General features: G+C 34.6%; 13 protein-coding genes. 6 read left to right on the top strand and 7 right to left on the bottom strand.

Annotated elements, in window-relative coordinates; all coding sequences use genetic code 11:
* Positions 1-28: 28 nt before the first annotated feature.
* A complete protein-coding gene (locus AWW73_RS08020) occupies positions 29-1,267 on the bottom strand; it encodes an SGNH/GDSL hydrolase family protein (protein ID WP_062849337.1) in 1,239 nt (412 codons plus the stop codon).
* A gap of 111 nt (positions 1,268-1,378) precedes the next feature.
* On the opposite strand from AWW73_RS08020, the gene AWW73_RS08015 reads away from it, so the two are divergent.
* Positions 1,379-2,284, top strand: a complete 906-nt coding sequence (locus AWW73_RS08015; RefSeq protein WP_062849336.1) for a LysR family transcriptional regulator — start codon at positions 1,379-1,381, stop codon at positions 2,282-2,284.
* Here AWW73_RS08015 and AWW73_RS08010 read toward each other — a convergent pair.
* Entirely contained in the window at positions 2,281-2,580 is a 300-nt protein-coding gene (locus tag AWW73_RS08010; RefSeq protein WP_016144939.1) for a hypothetical protein, read from the bottom strand. The genes AWW73_RS08015 and AWW73_RS08010 overlap by 4 nt on opposite strands.
* 903 nt (positions 2,581-3,483) lie before the next feature.
* On the opposite strand from AWW73_RS08010, the gene AWW73_RS19030 reads away from it, so the two are divergent.
* Together AWW73_RS19030 and AWW73_RS08005 are read left to right on the top strand one after the other, a co-directional pair.
* Complete coding sequence (locus AWW73_RS19030; protein WP_016144940.1) at positions 3,484-3,627, top strand: hypothetical protein; 144 nt, start codon at positions 3,484-3,486, stop codon at positions 3,625-3,627.
* A gap of 265 nt (positions 3,628-3,892) precedes the next feature.
* Positions 3,893-4,321, top strand: a complete 429-nt coding sequence (locus tag AWW73_RS08005) for a hypothetical protein (protein ID WP_062849335.1) — start codon at positions 3,893-3,895, stop codon at positions 4,319-4,321.
* Between the two features lie 90 nt (positions 4,322-4,411).
* On the opposite strand, the gene AWW73_RS08000 is transcribed toward AWW73_RS08005, so the two are convergent.
* The 3 genes from AWW73_RS08000 to AWW73_RS07990 form a co-directional block, all read right to left on the bottom strand.
* Entirely contained in the window at positions 4,412-4,729 is a 318-nt protein-coding gene (locus AWW73_RS08000) for a hypothetical protein (RefSeq protein WP_016144942.1), read from the bottom strand.
* 115 nt (positions 4,730-4,844) lie between these two features.
* Complete coding sequence (locus AWW73_RS07995) at positions 4,845-5,072, bottom strand: hypothetical protein (protein WP_016144943.1); 228 nt, start codon at positions 5,070-5,072, stop codon at positions 4,845-4,847.
* A gap of 280 nt (positions 5,073-5,352) precedes the next feature.
* A complete protein-coding gene (locus AWW73_RS07990) occupies positions 5,353-5,829 on the bottom strand; it encodes a CinA family protein (protein WP_062849334.1) in 477 nt (158 codons plus the stop codon).
* Positions 5,830-6,145: 316 nt separating this feature from the next.
* On the opposite strand from AWW73_RS07990, the gene AWW73_RS07985 reads away from it, so the two are divergent.
* Both AWW73_RS07985 and katE read left to right on the top strand, forming a co-directional pair.
* Positions 6,146-7,558 (top strand): iron-containing redox enzyme family protein, encoded by a 1,413-nt coding sequence (locus AWW73_RS07985; RefSeq protein WP_016144945.1) that lies wholly within the window; start codon positions 6,146-6,148, stop codon positions 7,556-7,558.
* Between the two features lie 49 nt (positions 7,559-7,607).
* Positions 7,608-9,752 (top strand): catalase HPII, encoded by a 2,145-nt coding sequence (gene katE, locus AWW73_RS07980; protein WP_081409545.1) that lies wholly within the window; start codon positions 7,608-7,610, stop codon positions 9,750-9,752.
* A gap of 56 nt (positions 9,753-9,808) precedes the next feature.
* On the opposite strand, the gene AWW73_RS07975 is transcribed toward katE, so the two are convergent.
* Both AWW73_RS07975 and AWW73_RS07970 read right to left on the bottom strand, forming a co-directional pair.
* Positions 9,809-10,687, bottom strand: coding sequence for an SDR family oxidoreductase (locus AWW73_RS07975; protein WP_016141360.1), 879 nt, complete (start codon positions 10,685-10,687; stop codon positions 9,809-9,811).
* 141 nt (positions 10,688-10,828) lie between these two features.
* Positions 10,829-11,233 carry a DUF6367 family protein gene (locus AWW73_RS07970; RefSeq protein ID WP_061874346.1) on the bottom strand — a complete coding sequence of 135 codons (405 nt, stop codon included), beginning with the start codon at positions 11,231-11,233 and terminating at the stop codon, positions 10,829-10,831.
* A 473-nt stretch (positions 11,234-11,706) separates the two neighbouring features.
* On the opposite strand from AWW73_RS07970, the gene AWW73_RS19070 reads away from it, so the two are divergent.
* Positions 11,707-12,078: KGG domain-containing protein (locus tag AWW73_RS19070; RefSeq protein WP_240491653.1), on the top strand; the 372-nt coding region annotated here is incomplete at its 3' end.

Below are 12,078 nucleotides of genomic sequence, written 5' to 3'. Positions count from 1 at the left end.
ATAACTTCCTACCTGTATCTGGACGTTTTTATTGATTAACTAATTGGTTTAAATCCACCAGATTTGCCATTTGCTGATTGCCTTTATCATTTGGATGTAAATGATCTCCTGAATCATAAATTGGATTTAATCGATCAGGATGTTTAGGATCTTTTAAGCCTTGCTCAAGATCAAGTACGCCGTCAAATGTATGGCTGGTTCTCATCCAGTGATTAATGCGCTGGCGTAATTCATCTTTATTGGGTTGATAGTAATTATCTAAAGGAGTATTGGGTAAAGCTCCCGAAAATGGTAATAAGGTTGCCCCAATCACTTGAATACCTTGCTCATGAGCTTCATCTACAACACGTTTATAACCTTGGGTTAAGGCTTCAAAAGTCGGTATTTGTTGTTTAGGTGCAAATGCAGTACCGGGCCATGAAATATCATTAATGCCTACCAGCACAATTAATGTTTTTACTCCAGAATATTGAAATATTTCTTTTTCCAAACGCTCTAAAGCACTGTCACCCATACCGTTTGTAAGTAGTCGATTTCCTGAAATTCCACTATTAATGACCGCGACCTGATGTGGTGATAAGCGCTTAGCTAAAAAGTCAGTCCATCGAGTATTTGCATCTAAAGTTGCAGTTGCGCCGTCGGTAATTGAGTCTCCAACGACTGCAACAACATGGGATTTACGCTTTGGTTTTACTTCAATAGCCGACAATAATAATCGTGCAGTTGTGGTTTTGACACTGCTAGGCGTATTTAAGTTCGCGGTCTGGTTGCCCGTAATTAGCCAACTGGTTTGTTTGGCATCCCAATGAAAAGTTTTAAATATAGTTGGCTTTTGAATAAAGGTATTGACCATTAAGTGCGCATGATCTGGAACAGGGAGCTGGATTGGATCACTCATCAGCTGTTTGCCAGGTAAAATTTGTGCTTTAAGCTTTCCAGAGAAATAAACTGGATAAGCGTTTTTTGATTTAAGGCTTTGTCCTTTGACTAGCCCCACAGTAGTTTTATCAATATAGAGCGGTTGGTCCCCATATTGATTTGTAAAAACGAGTCTAACAGCTTCGCCACCTAAACTAATTTGGCTGATTTGTTTGATGGTCTGATTAGATATTTGCTCTGGAATATTGGTCGGGAAAACGAAATCTTTATTCCAGACTTTTTGGGGACTGGCTGCCCAAGTGGTAACCCACTGGCTCTTTTGTACTTCTGCTTGTGCAAAGCTCGTAAATAAAATGAGAGAGAATAAGGCTGGTTGATAAAATTTCATCTCGTGAACTCTTTAAAATAAATTAAAGTTATCTTGAAACAAATTACTGGCTTGTTATAGCAACATAAGCGGAATAAGATTTGTGAATGAAATTCATAAATAGATTTTGTTATGTCATATTTTGATATTAATCGGTCTGGTGAGTTGGCAATTTTTATTCGAGTGGTCGAGTTGGGAAGCTTTTCGGCGGTAGCCAGAGCTTGTGACATGACGCCGTCTGCTGTGAGTAAGTTAATTTCACGCTTAGAAAAAAGGCTTGGAGTTAGACTGCTTAACCGTTCAACACGTCAGTTTCAACTCACCAGTGAAGGATGCCAATTTTATGAGCAAGGTATTCACATTCTCAATAACTTAGATGAATTAGAACAATCAGTTACTGCAAATCACATGCCGCAAGGGCGAATTAGAATTCATACCAGTCTTTCATATTGGACGCACTTTTTATTGCCTTGTATTTCTCTATTTAATCAGCGCTATTCACAAATTGAATTAGAGGCTCATTTGAGTGATGAAGTGATTAATTTAGTTGAGCAAAGAATTGATGTTGCAATTCGGACAGGACCTTTGAAAAGCTCAAATTTGGTTGCTCGTTCACTTGGAAGCACTCAGAAATATTATGTATGTTCACCAGCATATATTGAAAAGTATGGTTGTCCGCAGTACCCAGAAGAGCTATATGAACATCAGCTTTTAGATGTGAGTTACCAACGCCAAAATAAAACGTGGCTTTTTAAAAAAGATGATCAAGAAATCACACTTGCACCTACTAAAGTTTTAAGAGTAAACCAAGGCGAAGCAATCTTACAGTTAGCGCTTGCAGGCCTTGGCGTTGCACAGCTTAACCAATTCCAAGTCCAAAAAGCTTTAGAACAGAAACAGTTGGTTAAAATTCTTGAAGACTGGAATACAAATGCTTCTGAAGAATTTCACGCCGTTTGGATAGGACATGATAAATATGTCCCTAAGCGTGTGAGGGCCTTTTTAGATTTCTTGGTCGAGCATGCAAATATTAGTTAATCAAGTTTTTTTCTGGCATTTAACTGGCATTGGTCCATGGTTTCATTCATTGTTTCCACAAAGTGCATATCCGCATCAATATTTTGTAAGCTTACTTTGGGTAAGTTTTCTACAAACTGTGGCGAATAATGTTTTTCTAAAGAGTTATAAATACAGTTGCATTGTGAAAGTGCACGGCCTGCCCAAACACAATGTGTATTAAATTCATTTTTACTAATAGATCTGCAACCTATTAAACTTATAGAACTTATTAATAGGGTGCACATTAAAACAATACGATATAAAAAAAACATCATTATTGCTCTTTGTTGGTTGTTGTTATCGTTCAGTTTGGTTTTGAGATGTTCTAATCTTTAACAGGCGTTAAATATTGAGATCTTTTGTCGAGAGAGATAAGTGTTTGAATGGGCGAAAAAATAGAGAAAGTTTTTTAAAACTGCTTTAAGCCAAATAAAAGGATAGTGAAGAGTAAGAAAAATAAAATAATATAAAATAATAGTCATTAGAGACTCCTTGATGAAAGAAGTTGCGCCCAATCACTGCTATTAATTATGGTGGTGAAACGAAAGAGGGTTAGCAGACTGATACCTAAGAAACCAGCACACCCGAAGGTGTCCCACTCTCGTTCCTCCGTCAAAGGCACGAGGGGCTCCACACCAAAAAACGTGTTTTTAGTGCACTTAGGTAGACGATCTGCTAAAACCGACTGACAAAATAGGTCAGCGCGAGCATCATAAGCTGAGCCTTAAAGCGGGTCAATTGCAAAAATAAAAGATTGGTTTATATAAACAAATATTAATATTTTTAAATTTTTATTAATAAAATAATGAGTTATTTAGAATTTAAAAGATTGAATAAACATTCAAACAAAATTTGGAAATGAGTTTTAATGTTTATATATCAAATATTTATTAATTGTTTATTTGTATATTATTTGTGGTTATTAACTTAACAGGACATAAGTGAAAAAAGGATAAGCGTTTTTATTTTTATGAATATGATGTAATTAAATAATTAGCCATTGCCAAAAAATAATCAAAATATCAATTGCAAGAATAGTAATTTTTTTAGATTTATTTTATTGAGCTTTTTACAAAAGCTTGCACAACCTACAAAACTTAAGAGAACCATAGCGGTAGGACAACATAAGAAAATGTTATTCATAAACCTACATCTTAAGAGTTAAAAGGGTGACTTTAATGTTAAGAATTTTTTGTGCAGTAAGTATGGTTGTTGCAATCGCAATGGGTATGAGTGCTTGTCAAGATCGGGATTCGAGAGATAAAGGAACGCATGGCTCTAATGATCCAGCAACTACTCAACAAATGGATAAAAACTCATAATTATTTTGTGTAAGAAAACTCACATTTATGTGGGTTTTCTTATCGTTATTTCCTATAAAATATGTAACATAATAAAAAAACAAATTTTATGAAAATATAAAATTAATCAAGAAATTAGTAAGTTGAGGCGTTTTTATAAATTTGTTGTTACTGAATTGTTGCCCCTGTAAATTATAGTTTCAAAAAATTAATAAAATAAACACAACAAATTACTTATATTCATCCAAAATTCATTTTAGTGAAAATAATTTTTAAAGGTAAGGATATGCCCCAGTACTTAAGAATAGCTGAGAAAATATATCAAAATGTTAAAGAAAAAAAGGGATTTACAGATGATCCTATTGAAGATCTTAACAATTTGATGATTGAGCTCAGACATGAGATTAAAGGGACAAAGCTTAAACTTTTATATAATTATATTGATTTTGCTGAATTACTGATTAAACCTCTTCAGGAATCTAAAATTAAATTGGATTTAAGCATTATTCCAAAGAGTAAGAATACACAAGAGTTTGTATTGTGGCTTGCTGGTTTTATTGAGCGAATTACTACAGGAGGACAAGAAAAATTGCCTCCGATCCTTGCTAAAGTTGCTCTACCTGTCAATACATCAGAAAAAATTTATCCTTCTACCAAAAGACCTATAAATAATGGGGAAGAAATTATTGAATACTTTAATAAAAAACAAAGTTAATAAATAAATTATGATAAAAGAGCTTATTTCCGAGGGCCAATAGGAAATAAGCTCATGTTTTGAACCAATGGAGCATGCGATTAGAAGAGTTTATCTTCCATTCCACGCATCTTTAATGGCTTGTTTAGCATGTTCCCATTTTAAACGAGATTCAGCTTTTAGTTCTTCCCATTTTTGTTCCAAACCGCCTTCGACATCTTCAAACTGAGTGCCTTGTTCCGATTCAGCACGTGCACGATGTCCTAATTCATAGGCTGTTGAAAAGTCTCTGTCATAATCGAGATCGGGAGTAGTAAGCTGAGCTTCTTGATAATAAGGACGAGTAACGTAACTTTCGCGCCAATAAGTGTCAGAATAATTATGGTCGCCAGCTGGCAGTCGTGCGTTATCGCTATTTTGATCTGTCATCAGTTTTTCCTCATCTATTATTTGATTTTATGATTATGGTAAATTTAGGAAGGTGAGGGCACCTTCCTAAATAAAATGAATGACCGCATCAAATGACATCTAAGTCAACAACGGGTTAGCGTTGTTGATTATTGTTATTTGAGTTTTGTTGGCCTGAATCTTTTTGATTCGAGCCTTGTTGTTGGCGGCGGTTGTCATTTTGCTGTTGTTGCTGATTGTTTCGTTGCTGTTGATCGTTTTGCTGTTGATTGCCGTGTTGCTGTTGGTTGTTACGGTTGTCATTTTGCTGTTGTTGTTGCTGCTGATTATCTCGTTGATTGCTTTGATTATTAGTAGTGCTCATCTTTAATTACCTCATATCATTTATGATGTGTGTTTTATCTGAGAGCTTCAGATAGGTTTATTAAAACATGAAAATTTTTAATTTGTAGTCTTGGGGTGTTACCCTATATTTAACTGTAACTTTGCAAATTAAATAAAACCTTGATTTTTATAAAATGTAATTTTGATCAATGAACATAATTAATATGAAGATGGATAAAATTACATTTAGGTACATTGGAATTAAATAAACACTATGATTATTTCCAAATATGTATTTGTTATCTTTTATAAAAGAAAAGCTATTTTTTATTATCTAATATTATATATTGAATATCTTGAGCAATATAATAGAGGAGTTGTCTAAGCTTAAGGCAGGGTAAGCCTTTAAATATTCGTCTAAAATTATAAAAATTATTTTTATAATAAATAGAATAAAAAAAGGTACCTACAGGTTTTTCTTGAGTTTCAGAACCCCCTTTTTTTAATAACCCGGTACAAGCAATATAAAGATCAGCTTTCAAGAGTTCTTTACCTTTGTTGATCATCTCTACAGTGACTTGCATTGACTCAGGCGTATATTTTTCAATGAGTTCAGGTGAAATATGTAGTGTATTTTCTTTGACACGTAAGTCATAGCTGACTAAGCTTCCAATAAGAATATCACCTGAATAAGGGCTTAAAGAGAAGCGATAAGCTAAATATCCAGCAGAAGCACTTTCAAAAAATGCGATTTTAATTTTTTCCTGTGCTAATAATTTGCAACATGATTTAAACATTTTCTTCTCCTTACAACTGTTTTTAATTTACTTATAAGATTATTTTTAATTTCTTTTTGTTAAGTTTTTATTCTTTATAATTTTAAAGGTAACTCGAATGTAATTATAATTTATAATTTATATATTTTTTATAAAAACAGTAGCTTAAATTATTCTAAAGATGAGAATGTAAGTTTGTGTTATTTTGTAAATTATTGAATTAAAATGATTTTTTTAATTTTAGATTATTTCTTAATAACGTAATACAACAAAGATAAGCTGGGCTTATAGTTTAGTTGAAGTATGGTAGTTTATATCTCACTAAAGGAGAATAGAAATGCCTGTTGTAGTGAAAAAAAGATTATTAGACTTATTACAAGATAATCAACAGAACTATTACGAATTATTTGTTTTTTTCCTTGATCCTGATATTTCTAGTTTTGAAAAAGAGAAGAAAGCAAAAGATTTTCTCAATATAGAAATAGATAAAATAGATCAAAAAGAAATTGATTTTCCTGCAACTATAAAAACGATTAAAGAATGGTGTGAAAAAGACAATAAAGAAAATTGTGAGTTATTTCAGACTTACCTAAACCGTAGACAAAACGGTGGTGAAAGAGAGTACTTCAAAAATGTCGGTCAAGCCTTCGAATTTTTAATTAAAGTATCTCCAACTAAAAAAGTAGACGGTGCATGGTTATATAGTTTAGTTCACTACTGGAATGATCCGGTTTTTCATGACCTTATCATTACCTATCTAGAAGAGCTTGGGCTAGGTGAGCCGAAAGCAAATCATGTATGTATCTATGATGATTTGCTACGCAGTCTCGGGCTAGATAGTTTTGATCTGCTATTAGAAGATGAATATTATCATAATGCCGTGATTCAGCTGGCACTTGGTTATGCTCCGCCTGAGTTTATTCCAGAAATTGTCGGCTTTAATTTAGGCTATGAGCAACTGCCACTTCATCTGCTCATCAGTAATTATGAGCTTGCGGAACTTGGTATTGATTCTAAATATTTTAATTTGCATATCACTATCGATAACATTGATAACGGACATGCTGATAAAGCAATTAAAGTTATAGAAAACATTTATGATAAATATAGAGACAAAGAGCTCTTCTTTAATAAATTGAAGCGCGGTTTTGCGCTTAATAGCCATGGCGTCTCGTCTTCTAAAATTATTCAAAACTTAAGTCTTGAAGATTTAGTTCTTAAAATTTTAAAAAGAAAAGCGCTCGTGGGGCAGCTCATTCATAACGAAACAAGACAGTTTGGATGTAAAACCATTAATCAATGGTTATCAAATCCAGAAGACGTTAAGGGGCTGGTTACACATCTCATTGATCATAAATGGATTAAATTTAATACTGACCCCGAACAAAGCGTGTTCTGGCGAATGATTAATGAAGAAAATGGAAAAATGTTTGGGGTATTTAACCCTGTGGAACGACAAATTATTCATGACTGGATTGCCGGTAATGACCATTCTTCTAACTTTTTAGCTTATAGCAGAGAGCTAAAAAATAGCCAGCGAATTCAAGATTATCTCTTTAGTTATATTTCTGATGGCGAACTAGACGCACTGCAAGAGCGTATACGTCAGACACCTGATCTCGCCATAAAAATATGCAAGCTGACCCCGTTTTTAGCCCCAGATTCACACCATAAAAGCATTGGTCTATGGAGCACACGTAAATATGTTGAACTCCTTTTTCCATATTTAAGTTCCTTTAACAAAAACTAACTCTTGGAGTTTTTTAATTCACCCCACGTTTAACTTTAAAACATAGGTAATGAACATGACTGATAATGTTAAATCAACAAATAAAACAAGTGAAATGGCTGGTGCGGACGCTGCAAATAAAGCCAATACTACCCAAAAAACTGAACAATTAGACTCAGTCAGAGATGATGCCACCAAGGAAGCTTTAACCACAAACCAAGGGGTTAAAATAGCGGATAACGAGAATAGCTTAAGAGCGGGCATCCGTGGTTCGACACTACTAGAAGATTTTATTTTAAGAGAGAAGATCACTCATTTTGACCATGAACGTATTCCTGAACGTATTGTGCATGCACGTGGCGTAGGTGCACATGGTTACTTTCAGGCCTATGAAGGAAATGAGCGTTTTACAAAAGCGGGATTTTTAACCGATCCAAGTATTCAAACGCCAATTTTTGTACGTTTCTCAACTGTGCAAGGCCCACGTGGTTCTGCCGATACTGTGCGTGATATCCGCGGTTTCGCAATTAAGTTTTATACCCAAGAAGGTAATTTCGATTTAGTAGGTAACAATGCACCCGTATTTTTTGTACAAGATGGTATTAAATTTCCAGACTTCGTGCATGCCGTAAAACCTGAACCAGATACAGAAATGCCAACAGGCGCAACTGCTCACGATACTTTCTGGGATTTTGTGTCACTCGTACCTGAGTCAGCACATGCAGTCATTTGGGCAATGTCAGATCGTGCAATTCCACGTAATCTACGCTCAATTCAAGGATTTGGGGTTCATACATTCCGTCTCATTAATGCCGAAGGAAAATCACATTTTGTGAAATTCCACTGGACACCTAAACAAGGCTTAAGTGCTTTGGTATGGGATGAGGCTCAAAAACTTGCAGGTAAAGATCCGGATTTCCATCGTCGTGATCTTTATGAAGCGATTGAGAATGGGGTTTATCCAGAATGGGAATTGGGTGTGCAAATTGTCGAAGAAGAAGATGAAATGAACTTTGACTTCGATTTGTTAGATCCAACAAAAATTATTCCTGAAGAGTTGGTTCCAGTGACACCAATTGGCCGATTTGTTTTGAACCGCAATGTAGACAATTTCTTTGCAGAAACAGAGCAGGTGGCTTTCTGTCCGGGACACATTGTGCCAGGGATCGATTTTACAAATGACCCACTTTTACAAGCACGTCTATTTTCGTACACCGATACGCAATTAAGTCGTTTAGGTGGGCCAAACTTCCATCAAATCCCGATCAATAAACCTGTATGTCCATTCCACAATAATCAACGTGATGGTATTCACCAACATACCATTCACAAAGGTCAGGCTTCATATCAACCAAACTCAATTGATAATGATTGGCCGGCAGAAACACCACCCGCAGCTTCAAATGGTGGCTTTGAAAGCTATCCTGAAAAGATTAGCGGACATAAACTTCGTCAAAGAAGTGAAACTTTTTCCGATCACTTCTCACAACCACGCCTTTACTACAAGAGTCTTGCCCCGCATGAGCAAAAGCACGTGGTCGACGCCTATACTTTTGAGCTAAGTAAAGTGCAACGAAAACACATCCGTGAGCGCCAAGTTCAACAAATTTTAGCAAATATTGATCTTGATTTAGCTCGACAAGTAGGCGCTAATTTAGGAATTGAAGTGCCTGATTTAACGCTCGATTATAAGAAAACTACAGTTGAAAAATCGGCCAAATTGTCTTTCTTAGCTTTCCCACCAGAAGATATTCAAGGCCGAAAAGTTGCAGTGCTCATCCATAATTTGGTGAAATCTGATGAACTGGAAGCTATGAAAAATTGGGCAATTAAAGAAGGTGTAACTCTTCATTTATTGGCGCCAAGTTTAGCTCCTGTAAAAGATCATCAAAATAAAATTATTACAGCTGATGGTATGCAAATGGCTGAACCTTCAATTGCTTACGATGCGGTGATCATTCCTGATGGCGATAACTTAAATGTTGTGTTGCAAGATGGTGTAGCGCGCCACTATGTACTCGAAGCTTACAAACATTTAAAACCAATTGCATTTTTAGGAAATAAATCAGATTTACTTGAACCGCTAGGTTTAGTTGCTGATGAAGGTACTTTAGTTGAAGATGAATTCCAGCAAATTGCTGAAAAATTCAAAAACCTGATTATGGCTCATCGTGTTTGGTCACGAGAACAAATAGCTGCTCACGTACCAGCTTAACAATAAAAAAAGCCCTGAAAGCTTTAACTTTCAGGGCCTTTTTTATATCTTAATAATTAGCCATTTACGATTTGACCACCGTTTACATGAATAACCTGGCCTGTAATATAACTTGCATCATCTGAGGCAAGAAAAAGATAAGCAGGTGCAACTTCGCTTGGTTGTCCCATTCTTCCCATTGGCGTATCTTTACCAAACTCTGCAACGGTTTCTGCATCGAAACTACTAGGAATTAAAGGCGTCCAGATGGGTCCGGGTGCCACACCATTCACTCGTATACCTTTTTTCTGCTTCATTAAATTGTTCGATAAGCTACGCGTAAAAGTCGTAATCGCACCTTTGGTACTTGCATAATCAATGAGCTCATCATGACCTTGATAGCTGGTAATACTGGTCGTATTAATAATACTGTCGCCTTCTTCCATATAAGGAATGGCTTCTTTAGTAAGATAAAACATTGGAAAAATATTGGTTTTAAATGTTTTTTCTAATTGCTCATTACTAATGCTTTCAATTTCCTTTTGTTGATATTGCACACCAGCATTATTCACTAAAATATTAATTTTGCCGTACTGTTGTAAAACTTTATCAATATCTAGTTTTGCAACGTCTGGGTCAGAAATATCACCTTTTAATAAAAGGCAATGTTGTCCTTCTCTTTCCACGAGTTGTTTAGTGATTTCGGCATCTTGATCTTCTTCAAGATATAGAATTGCAATATCGGCTCCTTCACGAGCAAACAATACTGCGACAGAACGGCCTATACCACTATCACCACCACTAATAACGGCAACTTTACCTTTTAATTTCTCGCTTCCTTTATGAGAGCTTTTTATAATTTCTGGTTCAGGATGCATTTTTTCCTGATCACCAGGTTGATGAGATTGAACTTGTGCAGGAGCAGATGTTGGATACTGATTTGTTGAGTTTTCCATGTTTTAACTACCTCTGTATGAATATCTAATTTTCATAGGATGAACTGTTATTGCGTAAATGTGAGTAAAATGAATTTTTTAATAAGTTGTCTTTGTTATTTTATATATAAGGATGTAAAGAAATATTTTTATATTTAAGAATTAAATAATATCGATTAACTTTATTTTATTTTTATCAATCATACTCTCAATAATAGAACGGTTTCCTGTATCTTCTAACCAATTCTCTATCGGTATATTATTAGATAAGTCTAATATTTCTTTAATAATTTTTTTTGCTCCTTCTATGTTTTGTGGAGCTTTATTATCTTGATGCACTATATTATTATCTAGTAATAATTTTATATCTTCTTGTTTTATATCTTTTGATTTAATAATGTATAAGTCCCTTTGGAATGGATGGCTTGCATGTGGCGGATCTAATCTATAACTCCATTCTTGATCATAATTTTGCCATGAATTCTTAGACTTAATATGGCCTAGCAAAATTTCTGGAATAGAAATATGAATATATTGTGGAAGTGATGATTGTTGATCTACTTTCATGGCTAACTCACTCAAAATATCTTAAATTAATTTTTAAATAGTATTTTTTATTACTCAAGTAAAGATTTTAAAGAAATGTAATGATATATGTTTTTGTTTTTTAATAAAATTATTTGTTTTTTTTATTTGTGCTTTTTTAGATTTGAATGTTTCGTAGTTTTACTTTTTGTTTTTAATTAGTCTGTTTTGTTATTTACATGATAGTTTTAAAACTGATTGTAAATATATATTTTAATGTGCGCTTGAGTAATAATGAGTTAATAATTATATAAAAGGTAAAAATGAATAGAATTTAAAATATATAAATTCTTATTTAAATAATAGAGTTATAAAAATTTAAAATTTTAATTTTATATACATTTAAATCGATTGATACAGAGCCTAGGTAGGAAAATATTATAAATCTTCTATCTTATTTAAATCCGTTAACCAAAAGCGGTAGTGACTATAATTAAATATAGGAAGATATAACTATGGCTAATACTAGATATGAAGATGATGATAACAATAGAACAGGTACTTCAAATCGTGGATTTGCAAGTATGGATCCTGAAAGAGTACGAGAAATAGCCAGCAAAGGTGGGCGAGCAGCTCACGCGAGCGGTAATGCACATGAGTTTACCTCTGAAGAAGCTCGTGAAGCTGGCCGAGCAGCCCATGCAAGTGGTAACGCTCATGAATTTACGTCTGAAGAAGCACGTGAAGCGGGTGCCTTAAGTCATAAAAATGATGGCCGTAATGGTCGTGGCCGCAGTCGTGATGACGACGATGATGACGATCGCGGTAGCCGCTCAAGCGGCCGTGGTCGTAGCCGTTATGATGATGACGATGATGACGATCGCGGT

Origin of the sequence: Acinetobacter lactucae (assembly GCF_001605885.1) — a bacterium.
Classification (GTDB): Bacteria; Pseudomonadota; Gammaproteobacteria; order Pseudomonadales; family Moraxellaceae; genus Acinetobacter; species Acinetobacter lactucae.
This window is presented reverse-complemented; position numbering and strand designations above follow the sequence as displayed.

Bases quoted from the DNA above. Each gene is read 5' to 3' on its own strand.
- katE (WP_081409545.1), top strand. From the start codon at position 7,608: ATGAACATGACTGATAATGTTAAATCAACAAATAAAACAAGTGAAATG.
- AWW73_RS08000 (WP_016144942.1), bottom strand. From the start codon at position 4,729: ATGACAGATCAAAATAGCGATAACGCACGACTGCCAGCTGGCGACCAT.
- AWW73_RS07985 (WP_016144945.1), top strand. From the start codon at position 6,146: ATGCCTGTTGTAGTGAAAAAAAGATTATTAGACTTATTACAAGATAAT.
- AWW73_RS07995 (WP_016144943.1), bottom strand. From the start codon at position 5,072: ATGAGCACTACTAATAATCAAAGCAATCAACGAGATAATCAGCAGCAA.
- AWW73_RS08010 (WP_016144939.1), bottom strand. From the start codon at position 2,580: ATGATGTTTTTTTTATATCGTATTGTTTTAATGTGCACCCTATTAATA.
- AWW73_RS08005 (WP_062849335.1), top strand. From the start codon at position 3,893: ATGCCCCAGTACTTAAGAATAGCTGAGAAAATATATCAAAATGTTAAA.
- AWW73_RS07990 (WP_062849334.1), bottom strand. From the start codon at position 5,829: ATGTTTAAATCATGTTGCAAATTATTAGCACAGGAAAAAATTAAAATC.
- AWW73_RS07975 (WP_016141360.1), bottom strand. From the start codon at position 10,687: ATGGAAAACTCAACAAATCAGTATCCAACATCTGCTCCTGCACAAGTT.
- AWW73_RS08015 (WP_062849336.1), top strand. From the start codon at position 1,379: ATGTCATATTTTGATATTAATCGGTCTGGTGAGTTGGCAATTTTTATT.
- AWW73_RS19030 (WP_016144940.1), top strand. From the start codon at position 3,484: ATGTTAAGAATTTTTTGTGCAGTAAGTATGGTTGTTGCAATCGCAATG.
- AWW73_RS07970 (WP_061874346.1), bottom strand. From the start codon at position 11,233: ATGAAAGTAGATCAACAATCATCACTTCCACAATATATTCATATTTCT.
- AWW73_RS08020 (WP_062849337.1), bottom strand. From the start codon at position 1,267: ATGAAATTTTATCAACCAGCCTTATTCTCTCTCATTTTATTTACGAGC.